Here is a 17,641-nt window from a genome sequence, read left to right on the forward strand (position 1 = left end):
CAGGAGCCCGATGGCTCCTGGCGCCCTGGTGACGACCGGTGCGGTCCGGGTCAGCGGCGCTTGCCCGAGGGGCGGCCGCGGCCGCGGTTGCGGACCGGCTGGTTGCGCGGGCCGGATCCGGCGCCCGCTGCGGCGGCGTCCTGCGGCTCGGCGTCGGTGTCCACGGTGCCGTCGGCCTGGTGGCCGACGACGGCCGTGTCGCCCTTCGCCGCGGCGGCGCCCCGCTTGGCGAGCACCCGCTTCTTGAGCGTCTTCATCTTCGGGTCGCGCTCCTTGAGGTCGGCGACCAGCGGAGTGGCGATGAAGATCGACGAGTAGGCACCGGCGGCGAGACCCACGAAGAGCGACAGCGAGATGTCGTTCAGCATGCCCGCGCCGAGGAAGCCGCCGCCGATGAACAGCAGGCCCGCGACCGGGAGGAGCGCCACGACCGTGGTGTTGATCGAGCGGACCAGGGTGCTGTTGATCGACCGGTTGGCGACCTCGCTGTACGTCCAGCGCGTCTGCTTCTCCAGGCCCTTGGTCTGTTCCTTGAGCGAGTCGAAGACGACGACCGTGTCGTAGAGCGAATAACCGAGGATGGTCAACAGACCGATCACCGTGCCCTGGGTGACCTCGAAGCCCACCAGGGCATAGATCCCGACGGTGATGGTGATGTCGTGGATCAGGGCGACCAGTGCCGCGAGTGCCATCCGCCATTCGAAGGCGATCGCCAGATAGATCACGACGAGGACCATGAAGATCGCGAGGCCCTGCCAGGCCTTGTTCGCGATCGACGCGCCCCAACTCGGGCCCACCAGGTCGGCGTTGATGTCGTCGGCCTTGATGTCCATGTCCTTGGACAGCTCGGCCTTGATCTGGTCCGACTTGGCCGTGTCGACGCCCGCGACCTGGATGCGCAGGCCGCCGGAGCCGAGCTCCTGGACGACCGCCGGGTGGCCCGAGGCGTCGGCGGCGTACTCCTCGGCCTTCTGGGCCGAGACGCTGGTCTTGGGCGTCGTGAAGATCGCGCCGCCCTCGAACTCGATGCCCATGTTCAGGCCGCGCACCGCCAGGCCGACGATGGCCGTGATGGTGATCAGGATCGAGACGCCGTACCAGATCTTGCGCTTCCCGATGAAGTCGTACCCGACCTCACCGCGATACAGCTTGGCGCCGAGATTGCCCAGCTTCGACATCTCACGCCTCCTTCGGGTCGACAGGGCGGGTGGCGCGGCGGGTGCGACGCAGCGGGGGCTGCACGCCGAGGCGCTTCGGATCGAGGCCGGACCACTTGTGCCCGCCGGTGAAGAACTTCGTACGGGCCAGGAGCGTCATCAGCGGCTTGGTGAAGAGGAACACCACGACGATGTCGAGCAGGGTGGTCAGGCCCAGCGTGAACGCGAAGCCCTGCACCTTGCCGACGGTCACGATGTAGAGCACCGCGGCCGCGAGGAACGACACGAAGTCGGAGACCAGGATGGTGCGCCGGGCCCGCGGCCAGGCGCGCTCCACGGCGGGCCGCACCGTGCGGCCCTCTCTGATCTCGTCGCGGATCCGCTCGAAGTACACGATGAACGAGTCCGCGGTGATGCCGATGGCCACGATGGCACCGCAGACGGCCGGCAGGTTCAGCGCGAAGCCGATGGCCGGGCCGAGCAGCGTCATCAGGGTGTACGTGAGGATGCCGGAGGTCAGCAGCGAGGCGAGCGCGATGAGCGACAGGCCCCGGTAGTAGACCACCAGGTAGATCACGACGAGCGCGAGGCCGATGGCGCCCGCGATCAGGCCGGCGTCGAGCTGCTCACCGCCGAGCGCGGCGGTCACGGAGGTGACGCTCTGCTCGTGGAAGGTCAGCGGCAGGGCGCCGTACGACAGCACGTTGGCGAGGTCCTGGGCGGACTCCTGGGTGAAGGAGCCGGAGATCTCGGCGTTCTGGCTCAGGGTGGAGCTGACGCTGGGGGCGGAGACCACGTCGCCGTCGAGGACGATGGCGAACTGGTTCATCGGCGACTGCTGGCTCTTGAGCTTGCTGGTCGTCGCAGCGAACTTCTTCGAGCCCGCGCCCGTGAACTCCATGTTCACGACCCACTGGCCGGACTGCTGGTTGATGACCGCCTGGGACTTCTTGACGTCCTTGCCGCCCACCTCGGACGGGCCGAGGATGTACTTCTGCCACTGGCCCTGGTTCTGGCCGCAGGCGATGATCGGGTCGGTGGACTTCGCGCCCTCGTTGATCTTCGTGCGGGCGGCCTTGTCCGTGCAGTCGAGCTGCATGAACTTCTTCTGCAGCGCGCTGGTCGCCGGGTCGGTGCTGGCGCTCGGGCTGGCCTTCGCGTCGTCGCCCTTCGCGGAGGCGCTCGGCGTGGCGTCGGCCTTGAGGCTGTCGGTGACGGCGCGGCCCTGCGTGGTGGCGCTCGGGGTCGGCGTGGCCGTCGCCTTGTCGGTCGCCTTGTCGGAGCCGGTGGCCTTGTCGGTCGCCTTGTCGCCGGAGGAGGCGCTCGGGGACGGGGTGGCGGTCTTGTCACCCTTGCCGGCCGGCTGGCCGGAGGTCATCGTGAGCACCGGACGGAAGTAGAGCTGAGCGGTCGTGCCGACCTGCTCGCGCGCCTGCTTCTCGTTCGTCCCTCGCGGGATGTTGACGATGATGTTGCTCTTGCCCTGCGTCTGGACCTCGGCCTCGGAGACGCCCATGCCGTTGACGCGGCGGTTGATGATGTCCGCCGCCGTGTTCATGTTCGTCTGGTTGATCGCGTTGGGCTTGCCCGGCTCGTTCTTGGCCTCCAGCGTGATGCTGGTGCCGCCCGCGAGGTCGATGCCAAGGCGCGGGGTGAACGTGCCGGAGGCGAACATCCCCCCGACGAGCGCGACCATGATGATCACGATCAGGGCCAGGGCACGGCCCGGCTTCGACTGGGCACCCGCCCCTCGGCTCTTCTTAGGTGTGGCCACCTTCTCGTACTCCCTCTCCATCCGTCCGGCATCGGGGTGGGGTGCCAGGACGGCCATGAAATGGTCGAGAGTCCGCGCGGGTCACGCACGAACAGGAACCGCGGGGCACAGCGAACGGAGGCCCCACGGTTCCGGTCGTACTACTTCGCGTCGGACTCGCCGTCGGTCTTCTTCACCTCGGCGTCGTCGGCCTTGTCGGCCTTCTCGGCCTCGACAGGCTCGTCCTTCTTGCCGAGGTCGATGCGCGAGTCGTCGGCGGCGGCGGTCTCGTCGGTCTCGGTGAGGGAGGACGCGTCGTCCGGCACGACGGCGTCGTTGGTCAGTTCGTCATCGTCAACGACTTCCTCGCCGTGAACGATGCGGTTGTACTCGTCATCGGAGAGCACGGCGCCGATGGCGTTCTTCGCGAACATCAGGTGGACGCCGGGGCCGGCGTCGAGGAGCACGGCATCGTCGTGAACCTCCTTGACCGTGGCGTACATGCCCCCGATCGTGCGGACGCCGGATCCGGGCTGCATCTCATTGCGCATCTGTGCGGCCTGCTGCTGCTTCTTCTTCGCAGACCGGGTCATCAGGAACATGGCCCCGATGAGCACGATGAACGGGAGGAGGGTCACGAGACTCACGGGTAGGAACTTCCTTCATTCGGCCGCGTCGAAATGCGGCCGTGTCGATGATGGGGTATTACGCCGCCGCAAAGGCGACGTCGGCGGAGTCTAAGCGAGTCCGCACGGTGGGAACAACGCTCAGCATGGCACCGGGGTTCCAGCCCCGGCGAGTACCAACGCCGTCATGCCCCGAACAGGTCTTGTTGTCCGCCTGCCCCAGGTCTCCCTTGGGGTGCGGTCAGTCCCAGGTGGGCCCACGCGGCGGGAGTCGCCACGCGTCCCCTGGGCGTGCGCGCCAGGAGTCCCTCGCGGACGAGGAAGGGCTCGGCGACCTCTTCCACCGTCTCACGCTCCTCCCCCACGGCGACGGCCAGTGTCGAAAGTCCGACGGGTCCGCCGCTGAACAGCTTGAGGAGCGCCTCGAGGACGGCGCGGTCCAGGCGGTCGAGGCCGCGGCCGTCCACCTCGTAGACGCCGAGGGCGGCGGACGCGATGTCCCGCGTGATCTGGCCGTCCGCCTTGACCTGCGCGTAGTCGCGGACGCGGCGCAGCAGCCGGTTGGCGATACGGGGGGTGCCGCGGGAGCGTCCGGCGATCTCGGCGGCGCCCTCGGTGTCGATCTCCACGTCGAGGAGGCCCGCCGAGCGGTGGATCACGCGCTCCAGCTCGGGCGGTCCGTAGAACTCCATGTGGGCGGTGAAGCCGAAGCGGTCGCGCAGCGGCGGGGGCAGCAGCCCCGCGCGCGTGGTCGCGCCGACGAGCGTGAAGGGCGGCAGCTCGAGCGGGATGGCGGTGGCTCCGGGGCCCTTGCCGACGATCACGTCGACGCGGAAGTCCTCCATCGCCATGTAGAGCATTTCCTCGGCGGGCCGGGACATCCGGTGGATCTCGTCGAGGAAGAGGACCTCGCCCTCCTGGAGGGAGGAGAGGATCGCGGCGAGGTCGCCCGCGTGCTGGATCGCGGGGCCGCTGGTGATCCGGATCGGGGCGCCCATCTCGGCCGCGATGATCATCGAGAGGGTGGTCTTGCCGAGGCCGGGGGCGCCGGACAGCAGGACGTGGTCCGCGGTGGCCCCGCGCGCGCGGGCGGCGCGCAGCACGAGGTCGAGCTGCTCCCTGACCTTCTCCTGGCCGATGAACTCGCCCAGGTCCTTGGGGCGCAGCGCCGCCTCCACGGCCTGGTCCTCATGGTCGGCGGACGCACCGACGAGCCGGTCGGCCTGCGGCGGCGCGGCGTCTTCGGTGGTCTCGTCCCAGTTCATGTGTGGTGCCTCGCGTTACGGATTCGGAGGGGCGGTCGGCTTGCGGTGCGCGGCCGGAATGGCCGGATCTAGCGGGTGCGGTTCAGGGTCTGGAGGGCCGCCTTGAGGAGCTGGCCGACCTGCGGCATGCCGTCCGTGGCCTCGGCCTGCGGGGCGACCGCGTCGACCGCCTCGTCGGCCTCGCGCGTCGCGTAGCCGAGGCCGATCAGGGCGGCGTGCAGCTGCTCGCGCCAGCCGCTGGTGACGGCCGTGCCGATGGCGCCGCCGCCGGTGCCGACGGGCTCGCCGAGCCGGTCCTTCAGCTCGAGGAGCAGCTTCTGGGCGCCCTTCTTGCCGATGCCGGGGACGGCGGTGAGCGCCTTCTCGTCGCCGGTGGAGACGGCTCTGCGCAGCGCGTCGGGGCTGTGCACGGCGAGCATCGCCTGGGCCAGGCGCGGTCCCACGCCGCTCGCGGTCTGGAGCAGCTCGAACGTCTGCTTCTCGTCGTCGTCCGCGAAGCCGTACAGGGTGAGCGAGTCCTCGCGGACGATGAGGGAGGTGGCGAGCTTGGTCTGCTGGCCGATGCGGAGTGTGGACAGCGTGTTCGGCGTGCACTGGAGGGCCATGCCGACACCGCCCACCTCGACCACCGCGGCGTCGGGGGCGAGGGCGGCGACGGGGCCGCTGACGAAGGCGATCATGCGGTACGGCCTTTCGGTGTCCTGGCCGTGCTCGACGCGTGACGGGCGACGGCCTGCTGGAGGCGGTTCTGCGCGGGGGCGCGCCAGATGTGGCAGATGGCGAGGGCGAGGGCGTCGGCCGCGTCGGCCGGCTTGGGCGGCGCGTCGAGCCGCAGCAGGCGCGTCACCATGGCGCCGACCTGTGCCTTGTCGGCACGGCCCGTGCCGGTGACGGCGGCCTTGACCTCGCTGGGCGTGTGCAGCGCGACGGGGATGCCGCGGCGCGAGGCGCACAGCATGGCGACGGCGCTGGCCTGGGCGGTGCCCATCACCGTGCTCACGTTGTGCTGGCTGAAAACGCGCTCCACCGCGAGGACTTCGGGCCGGTGCTCGTCGAGCCACTGCTCGATGCCCTGCTCGATGGCGACGAGGCGGTGGCCGAGCTCGGCCTCGGGCGGTGTCCGCACGACGCCGACGCCGCGCATGGTCAGCGGCCGCCCCGCGACCCCCTCGACCACACCGACACCGCACCGGGTCAGACCCGGGTCCACGCCCAGTACGCGCACGCCTCGCCCCCATTTCCCTCTGCCTGTTCGTGCAGGCTATCGGGTGGCACTGACAAAGCGGCGGGCCGATGGGGTGTGTCCCATCGGCCCGCCGCTGATGTCACGTCAGGCGTCGACCTTCTCCATGACCTCGTCGGAGACGTCGAAGTTGGCGAAGACGTTCTGCACGTCGTCGCTGTCCTCGAGCGCGTCGATGAGCTTGAAGATCTTCCGCGCGCCCTCCTCGTCGAGCTCGACCTGCATGGTCGGGACGAAGTTGGCGTCCGCCGAGTCGTAGTCGATCCCGGCGTCGACGAGCGCGGTGCGGACCGCGACGAGGTCGGTGGCCTCGGAGAGCACCTCGAAGGACTCGCCCAGGTCGTTGACCTCCTCGGCACCGGCGTCGAGGACGGCGCCCAGGACGTCGTCCTCGGAGAGCTCGCCCTTGGGGACGATCACGACGCCCTTGCGGTTGAAGAGGTACGAGACCGAGCCCGGGTCGGCCATCGAGCCGCCGTTGCGCGTCATGGCGACACGCACGTCGGACGCGGCGCGGTTGCGGTTGTCGGTGAGGCACTCGATGAGCACCGCGACACCGTTGGGACCGTAGCCCTCGTACATGATCGTCTCGTAGTCGGCGCCGCCGGCCTCGAGGCCGCCGCCGCGCTTGACCGCGGAGTCGATGTTCTTGTTGGGAACCGACTGCTTCTTCGCCTTCTGGATGGCGTCGTACAGCGTCGGGTTGCCCTCGACGTCGGTGCCGCCCATGCGCGCAGCGACCTCGATGTTCTTGATCAGCTTCGCGAAGAGCTTGCCGCGCTTGGCGTCGATCACGGCCTTCTTGTGCTTCGTCGTAGCCCATTTAGAGTGGCCGGACATCTGCCTGTCTCCTTCGCGTAACCAATGAACGAACGCCAGAGATCCTACAAGGAACCCGAGGCGTCCTTCGCCCGCACCATGTCCACGAACAGGCCGTGGATCCGGTGGTCCCCCGTGAGCTCGGGGTGGAACGACGTCGCCAGGGCGTTGCCCTGCCGAACTGCGACGATGTGGCCCTCGTACTCGGCGAGCACCTCCACCTCCGCGCCCACGGACTCCACCCAGGGGGCCCGGATGAAGACGCCCTCCACAGGATCGCCCGCGACGCCGCGCACGTCGACCGCCGCTTCGAAGGACTCGTTCTGCCGTCCGAAGGCGTTGCGCCGCACGATCATGTCGATGCCGCCGATGGTCTCCTGGCCCGAGCGCGGGTCGAGGATCTTGTCGGCGAGCATGATCAGGCCGGCGCACGTCCCGTAGACGGGCAGTCCTTCGCGCACGCACGCGCGGAGGGGCTCCATCAGGCCGAAGAGGTGGGCCAGCTTGGAGATGGTGGTCGACTCGCCGCCGGGGACGACGAGCCCGTCGACCTCGGCGAGTTCCTCGGGGCGCCGCACCGGGCGGGCCACGGCGTCGGCCGCGGCCAGGGCGACGAGGTGTTCCCGTACGTCGCCCTGGAGCGCGAGCACTCCGATGACGGGAGTGGTCATCACCAGCCCCGGTTCGCGTAACGCTCGCCCTCGGGGAGCGTGTCGCAGTTGATGCCGACCATGGCCTCGCCGAGGTTGCGGGAGGCCTCGGCGACGATCTTCGGGTCGTCGAAGAAGGTGGTGGCCTTCACGATGGCGGCGGCGCGCTTGGCCGGGTCGCCGGACTTGAAGATGCCGGAGCCGACGAAGACGCCCTCGGCGCCGAGCTGGCGCATCAGCGCGGCGTCGGCGGGGGTGGCGACGCCACCGGCGGAGAACAGCACGACCGGCAGCTTGCCGAGCTCGGCGACCTCCTGGACGAGCTCGTACGGCGCGCGCAGCTCCTTGGCGGCGGCGTACAGCTCGTTGTTGTCGCAGCCGCGCAGCTTGGCGATCTCGCCCTTGATCTGGCGCAGGTGGCGGACGGCCTCCACGACGTTGCCGGTGCCGGCCTCGCCCTTGGAGCGGATCATCGCGGCGCCCTCGGCGATGCGGCGCAGGGCCTCGCCCAGGTTGGTGGCGCCACAGACGAACGGGGTGGTGAACGCCCACTTGTCGGAGTGGTTGACCTCGTCGGCGGGGGTGAGTACCTCGGACTCGTCGATGTAGTCGACGCCGAGCGACTGGAGCACCTGGGCCTCGACGAAGTGGCCGATGCGGGACTTGGCCATCACCGGGATCGACACCGCGTCGATGATGCCCTCGATCATGTCCGGGTCGGACATCCGGGCCACACCGCCGTCCTTGCGGATGTCGGCCGGGACCCGCTCCAGGGCCATCACGGCCACGGCGCCGGCGTCCTCGGCGATCTTCGCCTGCTCGGGCGTGACGACGTCCATGATGACGCCGCCCTTGAGCTGCTCGGCCATGCCGCGCTTGACGCGGGCGGTGCCGGTGGCGGTGTTTTCGGAAGTGGACACGGGTGACCTCACTCGGTGAAGAAGGCTGTTGCAGCACCGAGGAAACCTCTGGGGAGCAGGCCACTACAAGGGCCAATGAGCAGGCGGTGGCTCCTTTTGGCCTGCGATCCGGTTGTGCGGGCCTCGTACGGGCCTTCTGCGCGGCGCTACGCGGTGGCGCGATCGGCGAGCGCCGCCGGGGCCTCGTCGTCCATCTCGAAGGCCAGGGGGAACGGGGCGTGTCCGGCGAGCCGGAACCAGCGGACCTTGCGGTGGCGGCGCAGCGCGCGGGCGGCGCGGACGGCGTCGTTGTGGAAGCGGCGGGCCATGGGGACGCGGCGAACCGCCTGGGCGAGCTCCTCCGCGGCCTCGTCGCCGCCGGGGGCCTCCCGGACCGCCTCGACCTGGTCGGGCTCGCTGAAGACGGCCCTGAGCGCCTGGCTGAGCTCGCTCTCGGCGACCTCGCGCTGCTCCTCCTCCGCCTGCCGCGCGGCGTGCGCCGCCTCGTACAGCACGATCGACGCGGCCGGGTCGAGGACGCCGGACGTGGCCAGTTCCTGGGCGACCGAGGCGCGGCGCAGGAGTTGGGCGTCGAGGGCGGCGCGGGCCGCGTCGATGCGGGCGTGCAGGCGGTCGAGCCGCCCCGCGGTCCAGCTCAGGTAGAGCCCGATCGCGAAGAGGGCTACGGCGATCCAGATGAGGGTGACGGTCACGGGCGGCAAGGCTACCGGGGTGGCGCGGGGGCTCAGTCCCGCGCCAGACCGAACCGCGCCCGCAGGCCCGTCCGCTCGTCCGCCGCCACCGCGGCCGCACCCTGGGTCACCGTCTCGTACACGGAGAGGATGTCGGCGCCGACCGTGGACCAGTCGAAGCGGCGGACGTGCCGGCTGCCACGCGCGCGTAGTTCGGCGCGGCGCTCCGGGTCGCCGAGGAGGCGCAGCGCGGCGACGGCGAGGGTGTCGGCGTCCTCGTTGGTGAACAGCTCCCCCGCCGCGCCCTGGTCGAGGACCTGGGCGAAGGCGTCGAGGTCGGAGGCGAGCACGGGCGCGCCCGCCGACATGGCCTCCACCAGGATGATGCCGAAGCTCTCGCCTCCGGTGTTGGGCGCGACGTAGACGTCGACGCTCGCCAGGAGGCGCGCCTTGTCCTCGTCGCTGACCATGCCGAGGAACTCGACGCGGTCGCGCATCTCCTTGGGGAGCGAGGCCACCGCCTCGTCCTCGTCGCCGCGGCCCGCGACCAGGAGGCGGGTCTGCGGGCGCTCGGCGAGGATCTTGGGGAGCGCCTTCATGAGCACCGGCAGGCCCTTGCGGGGCTCGTCGATGCGGCCGATGAAGCCGATCGTGTCGCCCTGCCACTCGGCCTTGGGCTCGGCACGGGCGAAGAAGTCGACGTCGACGCCGTTCGGGATGACGACCGCGTCGCCGCCCAGGTGCTCGACGAGGGTCCTGCGCGCGTACTCGCTCACCGCGATGCGCGCGCTGATCTTCTCCAGGGCGGGCTGGAGGATCGGATACGCGGCGATCATGGCGCGCGAGCGCGGGTTGGACGTGTGGAACGTGGCGACGATCGGTCCCTGGGCGGCCCAGCACGTCAGGAGGCCGAGCGAGGGCGACGCCGGCTCGTGGATGTGGATCACGTCGAACGTGCCGTCGTGCAGCCACCTGCGGACGCGCGCGGCGCTCAGGAAGCCGAAGTTGAGCCGCGCCACCGAGCCGTTGTACGGCACCGGGACCGCGCGCCCCGCCGACACGACGTACGGCGGCAGCGGGGTCTCGTCGTCCGCGGGCGCGAGGACGGACACCTCGTGCCCCAGGGCGATGAGGTGCTCCGCCAGATCGCGGATGTGGAACTGGACGCCGCCCGGCACGTCCCAGGAGTACGGGCAGACGATTCCGATCCTCACGCCGGCCGCTCCTCGAAATTGCCCAGGTCTGAGAGCCACAGCCGCTGCAGCATGTGCCAGTCCTCCGGATGGTCCGCGATCCCCGTGGCGAAGGCATCGGCCAGCGCCTGCGTCATGACAGACGTCTTCTCGGCCCGCGTACCTGTCTCCGGCACGTCGATCGGCGGGTGGACGCGCCCCCGCATGATCTCCGATTCGTCGTACCAGAGGGTGACCGGCAGGAGCAGCGCGCCGGTCTGCTGAGCGAGCATCGCGGGCCCCGCGGGCATCCGCGTCGTCTCGCCGAAGAACTTGACCTCCACGCCGGAGGACGACAGGTCCCGGTCGGCGACCAGGCAGACCAGGCCGCCCGCGCGCAGCCGCCGCGCGAGGGTCCCGAAGGCGGCGCCGCCGGTGTGCGGCAGCACCTCCATGCCGAGGCCCTCCCGGTAGGCGACGAACCGGTCGTACAGGGTCTCCGGCTTGAGGCGCTCGGCGACGGTGGTGAACGGAGTGTCGAGCTTGGTGGTGACCCAGGCGCCCGCCAGGTCGTAGTTGCCCATGTGGGGCAGCGCGAGGACGACGCCCTTGCCGGCGTCGAGGCCCTCGGTCAGGTAGTGCACGTCCTTGGGCGTGAAGCCCTCCTTGATGCGCTGCTTGCTCCAGGCGGGGAGCCGGAAGGACTCCATCCAGTAGCGCAGGTACGAGCGCATGCCCGCCTGGGAGAGCTGCCGCAGGCGCTGCGGCGTGGCGTCGGGCACCACGCGCGCGAGGTTGGCCTCCAGACGCAGCACGCCCTTGCCGCGCTTCTTCCAGACGGCGTCGGCGATGGTGCGGCCGAGGCGCTTGGCGACCGGCTCGGGCAGCTTCTTGACGGTCGACCAGCCGAGCCCGTACAGCGCGTCCGTGATCCGCTCCTGGGTCCCGCTCACGAGGCGGCCCCCTCCTGGGCGGCGGCGTCGGCCTCGGCGGACTCGCGGCGCACCGTCACCACGCGCTGGATCAGCGTGACGAGGCTGCCGACGGCGACGATCCACAGGGCGACGGGCAGCAGGTACTGGATGCCGGGCACGCCGAACTTGTGGAGGCCCGCGAAGCCCGCCGCGACGAGCGAGATGACGAGCCGCTCGGCGCGCTCCACGAGGCCGTTCACGGCCACGGGCAGGCCGATCGACTCGCCGCGCGCCTTCGTGTAGGACACGACCTGGCCGCTGGCGAGGCAGAAGATCGACACGGCGCACAGCACGTTGTCGTCGCCCCCGCCCGCGTACCAGAGCGCCAGGCCGCCGAAGATGGCGCTGTCGGCGACGCGGTCGAGCGTCGAGTCCAGGAAGGCGCCCCAGCGGCTGGAGCGGCCCAGCTGGCGCGCCATGTTCCCGTCCACGAGGTCCGAGAACACGAACAGCGTGATGACGACGGTTCCCCAGAAGAACTCGCCGCGCGGGTAGAAGACCAGCGCACCGGCCACGACTCCGGCGGTGCCCAGGAGCGTGACCGCGTCGGGGCTGACTCCGCGGCGGATGAGAAACGCGGCGAACGGTGTGAGGACACGCGTGAAGAATGCACGCGCGTACTTGTTCAGCATGGCCTTCCCGAGGGTCGGTGGCCGCGCGGCCCCTCTGGCCACCGGCTGGCCCATCGTAGCCAGGAGCGCGCGTAGAACGCGGACGGGCCGCCACGCGCGCGTGCGATCCCGTACGACGTATGGACGCACAGTGACCCGAGTGGAAAGCTCGAAGACACCGCGGGCGTCGCCGAAGCCGCCTCCGCACGCGGATTCGCGTGTCCGCGCCCTTCAGGACCTCACCGAGCAGTAAACCGGGAGGCAAGGCATGGGCGACAAGAACAACGGACACCCCGGAGCCGCCGGCAGGGCGGCGACGGCCGACCATCCCGCGTCCGTACGGAATGTGGTGCTGGTCGGCCACAGCGGATCGGGCAAGACCACGCTCGTGGAGGCCCTCGCGCTGACCGCGGGGGCGGTGAACAGGGCGGGGCGTGTCGAGGACGGCACCAGCGTCTCCGACTACGACGAGATCGAGCACCGCCAGCAGCGCTCGGTCCAGCTCTCGCTCGTCCCGCTGGAGTGGGACGGATTCAAGATCAATCTTCTGGACACCCCCGGTTACGCGGACTTCGTCGGGGAGTTGAGGGCCGGTCTGCGCGCGGCGGACGCGGCCCTCTTCGTCGTCTCGGCCGCCGACGGTCCGGAGACGATGGCGGGCGCGACCCGCATGGTGTGGGAGGAGTGCGCCGCGGTCGGCATGCCGCGCGCCATCGTGATCACGCACCTGGAGGCGGCGCGCGCCGACTTCGAGGACATGACGCGGACCTGCGCCGAGGTGTTCGGCGGCGACGACCCGGACGCCGTGCTCCCGCTGTACCTGCCGCTGCGCGGCGAGCGGGCGCCCGACGGGCACGCGCCGGTGACGGGCCTGATCGGGCTGCTCTCGCAGCGCCTGTTCGACTACGCGTCGGGCGAACGCAAGGAGTCGGACCCGGGCGAGGAGCAGGCCGCACTGATCGAGGAGGCCCGCAACCGGCTCATCGAGGGGATCATCGCGGAGAGCGAGGACGAGACCCTCATGGACCGCTATCTGGGCAGCGAGGACATCGACGTCAAGACGCTCGTCGACGACCTGGAGCGGGCCGTCGCGCGCGGCGTCTTCCACCCGGTCCTCGCGGCGGCCCCGGCGGCGGAGGGCGCACGGCAGGGCATCGGCACCGTCGAACTCCTCGAACTGATCACCGGCGGCTTCCCGACCCCGCTGGAGCGCGCCGCGCCCGGCGTCCGCAAGCGCGACGGCAAGGAACTCGACATCCACGCCTGCGACCCCGAGGGGCCGCTGGTGGCCGAGGTCGTGAAGACGGCGTCCGACCCGTACGTCGGCCGGGTCTCGCTCGTCCGCGTCTTCTCCGGCACCCTGCGCCCGGACGAGACGGTGCACGTGTCGGGCCACGGCCTCACCGACCACGGGCACGAGACCAGGGCGCTGCACGAGGCGGACGAGCGGATCGGGGCGCTCTCGGCCCCCTTCGGCAAGCAGCAGCGCACGCTGGCCCACTGCATCGCGGGCGATCTGGCGTGCGTCGCGAAGCTGAGCCGGGCGGAGACCGGTGACACGCTGTCGGCGAAGGACGATCCGCTGCTGATGTCGCCGTGGGAGATGCCCGACCCGCTGCTCCCGCTCGCCATCCAGGCGCACAGCAAGGCCGACGAGGACAAGCTGTCGCAGGGCCTGTCGCGGCTCGTGGCCGAGGACCCGACGATGCGCCTCGAACAGAACCAGGACACGCACCAGTTGGTGCTGTGGTGCCTCGGCGAGGCGCACGCGGACGTCGCCCTTGAGCGGCTGCGCAGCCGGTACGGCGTGCAGGTCGACGTCGTCCCGCACAAGGTCTCCCTGCGGGAGACGTTCGCCGGGAAGTCGGCGGGACGCGGACGCCATGTGAAGCAGTCCGGCGGCCACGGCCAGTACGCGATCTGCGAGATCGAGGTGGAGCCGCTGCCGGGCGGCTCGGGCATCGAGTTCGTGGACAAGGTCGTCGGCGGCGCGGTCCCCCGGCAGTTCATCCCGTCCGTGGAGAAGGGCGTGCGGGCGCAGGCTGCGAAGGGCGTCGCGGCCGGGTATCCGCTGATCGACGTGCGGGTGACACTGCTCGACGGGAAGGCGCACTCGGTGGACTCCTCCGACGCCGCGTTCCAGACGGCGGGGGCGCTCGCGCTGCGGGAGGCGGCGTCCGACGTGCGGATCCACCTGTTGGAACCGGTGGCCGAGGTGGAGGTCCTCGTCGGCGACGACTACGTCGGCACCGTGATGAGCGATCTGTCGGGGCGGCGCGGCCGCGTCGTCGGAACCGAACAGGCGCCCGGTGGGCGGACCTTGGTGCGGGCCGAGGTGCCGGAGATCGAGATCGGCCGGTACGCGGTCGACCTGCGGTCGCTGTCGCACGGCACCGCCCGTTTCAGCCGCGCGTACGCCCGTCACGAGCCGATGCCCCCGCAGTTGAGCGAGCGGATCCGCGAACAGGCCCAGGACGTCCCGTAGTCGACCCGGCCCCGCGCGCCGGCCCCGGCTTTCCGTTCCCCGGGGCCGGTGTCGGTGGTGGCGGCTAGGCTGGTCGATGATCAGCCGAATCCGGCCGACGGCGCGCTCAACAGGTGTGCGGGGACCGGAAGTCGGGAAAAGCCGCAGCGACGGCGTGCGGTGATGGGGGTGGCAGTGGCAGTGGCGGACACGATGAAGCCGGCTTCGGCCGACGGCGTATTCGACTTCCGGCCGGGCGCGCAGATCCCGCTCCAGGGGTCGGCGGGCCAGACCGCCGCGACGTTCGCCATCGCCTCGGCCGCGTACCGGGACGACCCGGCCTCGAAGATCGAGGACACGAACAACGAGTGGCACAAGTCCGAGGTCAAGAAGGGCATCTGGTCGCTGTTCGCGCCGAATCTGGGCGAGGCGTTCGCGCGCGCCGTGCAGGTGCGCATGCTGGGCGGTGCCCGCAAGCCCCTCATCCAGTCGTTCGGCACGGAGCCGCAGGTCGTCGTGGAGCACTGCCTCGCGGCGAACCGGATCAGGCGCCAGCGCGACAGCCTGCTCACGCTGGTCACGGTCGTGTTCGGCTTCCTCTTCCTGCCCGGTTTCCTGCTCTGGGTGACCGCCTTCGAGATCCGCCGCAGGGACACCATCCGGGTGACCCAGGCGGAGAAGGAGGTCAAGGAGGCCGAGGGCAAGGGCGCCAAGGAGAAGCGCGAGGCGAAGAAGCGCGAGCGCGCGGCGCGCGGCCGGGCGGCCCTCACCATGTCGGTGATGGCCGTCGTGTTCGTCGCCGTCGTGATCGTCCTCATCAGACTCCCCTCCACCAGCGGCTGGACCTGGTATCTGCGCGCCTCGTTCGTGGCGCCGGTGATCGGCGGTTTCTGGGCGCGGCGGATCTGCGAGCGCACGGCGCGGGATTTGCGGGACCGCTGGGGCGGGCTGCTGTCGGGCGGCGGCATCGGCGCGAAGATCCCGGAGGCCGTCCCCGGCAGCCCGGGCGAGACCGCCGCGGAGCAACTGCGGCAGAACCTCGCGAAGTTGTCCGCCGAGCAGCAGTCGAACTCGGTGTTCTACGCGGGGCCCAAGGGCATCCTCGGCATGGGCACGCGCTGGGGCGGCTGGCAGCTGGCCGAGGACCTGGTGTCGAAGGAGCCGGGCAAGGACATCCACCCGTTCCGCAGCTGGGACGTCATACGCGCGATCCACGATCAGCTGCGTCTCCTGGAGCGCAAGCCCATCCACACGGGCGGCTTCCCCACGCCGTCGGTGAAGCACTGGATCGTGTCGCCGATCGGGGAGAACGCGAAGGCGGTGAGCCGCCCCTCGGGCGTGAACGTCGAGGCGTTCGAGACGAAGCAGCACGAGATAGAGCGGATCTGCAACGAGCAGCAGTTCGGCGGCGGCAGCCGCCACTATCTGGGCGTCCAGTTCACCCTCTGGGACGGCCAGTTGGTGATCACGATGCTGATCACGGTGACGGTGCTGCACCAGACGCTGCGCATCGAGGTGACGGGGCACGCGCTGGGCCCGGTGCACTCGCTGTTCACGTCGAAGCCGGAGCCGCGGACGAAGGTGATCTCCAAGCCCATACGGTTCTGGGAGACCACGGAGAAGACGCTGCCGCTGATCACCTCGGACGAGGCGGTCCGGATCGCGGTCCGCGCCCCGTTCACCTGGTACCCGCCGCTCCTGGACCACCTCGGCGGCAAGCTGGTGCTGCCCGAGCCGTTCGGCCTGCGGCACGCCTGGGCGGACCAGCCGTGGCGGCACCGCTTCATGGCGGACGACGCGCTGCGCACGGCCACACCGGTGCTGCGCGTGGTGCACGCGGCGGCCATCCGGGTGCTGGACGAGCACGGCGTGGACACCGAGAAGTTCGGCACCCGCTCCGGCTTCCTCAGCGGCCAGGTCCAGGACCCGACGCCGGGGAAGGCGGACACGTACAACGCGTGAGGGGCCGCGCGCGGCGCGGGCCCCGGCTCAGTCGGTGGGCCAGGCCTTCGCGAGGGCCGTGCGGGTGTCGGCGAGCATCTGCGGCAGCACCTTGGTGTGGCCGACGACCGGCATGAAGTTCGTGTCGCCTCCCCAGCGCGGCACGATGTGCTGGTGCAGATGGGCGGCGATGCCGGCGCCCGCGACGGCGCCCTGGTTCATGCCGATGTTGAAGCCGTGCGCGCCCGAGGCGGCCCGCAGTGCGGTCATGGCCCGCTTGGTGAAGTCGGCGAGCTCGACGGTCTCGTCCTGGTCGAGGTCCGTGTAGTCGGCGACGTGCCGGTAGGGCAGCACCATCATGTGCCCGCCGTTGTACGGGTACAGGTTGAGGATCGCGAAGACGTGCTCGCCGCGCGCCACGATCAGCGCGTCGTCGTCGGACTTGCCGGGAGCGGCGCAGAAGGGACAGCCGTCGTCGGCTCCGGGGCCCGTCGGTTTGCCCTCGCCCTGGATGTAGGCGATGCGGTGCGGGGTCCACAGCCGCCCGAACCCGTCCGGCTCACCCACTGGACCGACCTGCTGCTCCGGCTCACTCGTCATGCAATGCAGCATATGGCGTCGCCTTCCGGAGGCGTGTCGCCGGGTGCCGCCCCCGGCCGGCCCGGGTGATGCTGTCGGCATGACCGACACCCCACTCGCCCGCTGGGAGCGGCACAACGGCGTCGCCCTCGCGGTGGCCTCGCTCGTCTACCTCGCCGGGTACGCGGTCCGGGTCCTCGGCCAGGCCCTGCCCGGCGCCCTGCGGGACCTGTGCCTCGCCCTCACGCTCGCCGCGTGGGCGGTGTTCCTCGTGGACTACGTGGTGCGCCGGCGGCTGAGCGGACAGCGCTGGCCGCGCTTCGTCCGCACGCACTGGCTGGACACGCTGGTCCTGCTGCTTCCGCTGCTGCGTCCCGTCCGGATCGTGCAGGCCTACGAGACGGTGCAGCGCCGGCGGAACGAGCCGCGGCTCTCGCTGCACGCGCGCGTGATCGCGTACGCGGGCCTGTCGGTGACGCTGCTCGGTTTCGCGGGCTCGCTCGCCCTGTACCAGCAGGAGCACACGGCGCCGGGCGCGAACATCCGTACGTACGGCGACGCGGTGTGGTTCACGTGCACGACGCTGTCGACGGTGGGCTACGGCGATCTCGCTCCGGTGACCCCGCTCGGGCGGCTCGTGGCGGTGGGCGTGATGGCCTGCGGCCTGGCGCTGCTCGGCGCGGTCACCGGCTCGTTCTCGTCGTGGCTGCTGCAGGTGTTCGCGCGGGAGGACGAGCAGGGGACGGAAAGGCCCCCGGGGGACTCCCCGGGGGCCTCACACCGTACGGACTGACCT

17 protein-coding genes are annotated in these 17,641 nt (G+C 70.9%); 3 read left to right on the top strand and 14 right to left on the bottom strand.

Going from position 1 to position 17,641, the window contains the following annotated elements:
• Positions 1–50: 50 nt before the first annotated feature.
• The 13 genes from secF to pgsA form a co-directional block, all read right to left on the bottom strand.
• Positions 51–1,178, bottom strand: coding sequence for a protein translocase subunit SecF (gene secF / locus ACTWJ8_RS09175; RefSeq protein ID WP_443263543.1), 1,128 nt, complete (start codon positions 1,176–1,178; stop codon positions 51–53).
• A gap of 1 nt (position 1,179) precedes the next feature.
• Positions 1,180–2,931, bottom strand: a complete 1,752-nt coding sequence (gene secD, locus ACTWJ8_RS09180; protein WP_443263544.1) for a protein translocase subunit SecD — start codon at positions 2,929–2,931, stop codon at positions 1,180–1,182.
• 140 nt (positions 2,932–3,071) lie between these two features.
• Positions 3,072–3,557, bottom strand: a complete 486-nt coding sequence (gene yajC / locus ACTWJ8_RS09185) for a preprotein translocase subunit YajC (protein ID WP_356385763.1) — start codon at positions 3,555–3,557, stop codon at positions 3,072–3,074.
• A gap of 164 nt (positions 3,558–3,721) precedes the next feature.
• A complete protein-coding gene (ruvB, locus tag ACTWJ8_RS09190; protein WP_443263545.1) occupies positions 3,722–4,801 on the bottom strand; it encodes a Holliday junction branch migration DNA helicase RuvB in 1,080 nt (359 codons plus the stop codon).
• 68 nt (positions 4,802–4,869) lie between these two features.
• Positions 4,870–5,481 (bottom strand): Holliday junction branch migration protein RuvA, encoded by a 612-nt coding sequence (ruvA, locus tag ACTWJ8_RS09195; RefSeq protein WP_443263546.1) that lies wholly within the window; start codon positions 5,479–5,481, stop codon positions 4,870–4,872.
• The gene (gene ruvC / locus ACTWJ8_RS09200) at positions 5,478–6,026 is read right to left on the bottom strand and encodes a crossover junction endodeoxyribonuclease RuvC (RefSeq protein ID WP_356385772.1); all 549 of its coding nucleotides are present in this window, start codon (positions 6,024–6,026) and stop codon (positions 5,478–5,480) included. The genes ruvA and ruvC overlap by 4 nt, the downstream gene beginning before the upstream one ends.
• Before the next feature lie 105 nt (positions 6,027–6,131).
• A complete protein-coding gene (locus ACTWJ8_RS09205; protein WP_356385775.1) occupies positions 6,132–6,884 on the bottom strand; it encodes a YebC/PmpR family DNA-binding transcriptional regulator in 753 nt (250 codons plus the stop codon).
• Positions 6,885–6,928: 44 nt separating this feature from the next.
• On the bottom strand, positions 6,929–7,534 hold the full coding sequence (pdxT, locus tag ACTWJ8_RS09210; RefSeq protein WP_356385778.1) for a pyridoxal 5'-phosphate synthase glutaminase subunit PdxT: 606 nt from the start codon (positions 7,532–7,534) through the stop codon (positions 6,929–6,931).
• Positions 7,534–8,433 (bottom strand): pyridoxal 5'-phosphate synthase lyase subunit PdxS, encoded by a 900-nt coding sequence (gene pdxS, locus ACTWJ8_RS09215; RefSeq protein WP_356385781.1) that lies wholly within the window; start codon positions 8,431–8,433, stop codon positions 7,534–7,536. The genes pdxT and pdxS overlap by 1 nt, the downstream gene beginning before the upstream one ends.
• Before the next feature lie 146 nt (positions 8,434–8,579).
• Complete coding sequence (locus ACTWJ8_RS09220; RefSeq protein WP_356385784.1) at positions 8,580–9,125, bottom strand: hypothetical protein; 546 nt, start codon at positions 9,123–9,125, stop codon at positions 8,580–8,582.
• 32 nt (positions 9,126–9,157) lie between these two features.
• Complete coding sequence (locus ACTWJ8_RS09225; protein WP_356385786.1) at positions 9,158–10,318, bottom strand: glycosyltransferase family 4 protein; 1,161 nt, start codon at positions 10,316–10,318, stop codon at positions 9,158–9,160.
• Positions 10,315–11,229, bottom strand: coding sequence for a phosphatidylinositol mannoside acyltransferase (locus ACTWJ8_RS09230; RefSeq protein WP_443263547.1), 915 nt, complete (start codon positions 11,227–11,229; stop codon positions 10,315–10,317). Before ACTWJ8_RS09230 ends, ACTWJ8_RS09225 begins: the two co-directional genes overlap by 4 nt.
• Positions 11,226–11,936, bottom strand: coding sequence for a phosphatidylinositol phosphate synthase (gene pgsA, locus ACTWJ8_RS09235; RefSeq protein ID WP_356385791.1), 711 nt, complete (start codon positions 11,934–11,936; stop codon positions 11,226–11,228). Before pgsA ends, ACTWJ8_RS09230 begins: the two co-directional genes overlap by 4 nt.
• 193 nt (positions 11,937–12,129) lie before the next feature.
• Between pgsA and ACTWJ8_RS09240 the strand changes: the two genes are divergently transcribed.
• Entirely contained in the window at positions 12,130–14,346 is a 2,217-nt protein-coding gene (locus tag ACTWJ8_RS09240; protein ID WP_443263548.1) for an elongation factor G-like protein EF-G2, read from the top strand.
• A gap of 192 nt (positions 14,347–14,538) precedes the next feature.
• On the top strand, positions 14,539–16,287 hold the full coding sequence (locus ACTWJ8_RS09245) for a hypothetical protein (RefSeq protein WP_356386076.1): 1,749 nt from the start codon (positions 14,539–14,541) through the stop codon (positions 16,285–16,287).
• A 27-nt stretch (positions 16,288–16,314) separates the two neighbouring features.
• Here the strand turns inward: ACTWJ8_RS09245 and ACTWJ8_RS09250 are convergent, their stop codons facing one another.
• Positions 16,315–16,878: an HIT family protein gene (locus tag ACTWJ8_RS09250; protein WP_443263549.1), complete on the bottom strand. Its 564-nt coding sequence runs from the start codon at positions 16,876–16,878 to the stop codon at positions 16,315–16,317.
• A 67-nt stretch (positions 16,879–16,945) separates the two neighbouring features.
• Here ACTWJ8_RS09250 and ACTWJ8_RS09255 point away from each other — a divergent pair, with 67 nt between their 5' ends.
• The gene (locus tag ACTWJ8_RS09255) at positions 16,946–17,638 is read left to right on the top strand and encodes a potassium channel family protein (RefSeq protein ID WP_356385800.1); all 693 of its coding nucleotides are present in this window, start codon (positions 16,946–16,948) and stop codon (positions 17,636–17,638) included.
• Positions 17,639–17,641 lie beyond the last annotated feature (3 nt).

The organism is Streptomyces sp. SDT5-1 (assembly GCF_052245995.1).
Taxonomy (GTDB): domain Bacteria; phylum Actinomycetota; class Actinomycetes; order Streptomycetales; family Streptomycetaceae; genus Streptomyces.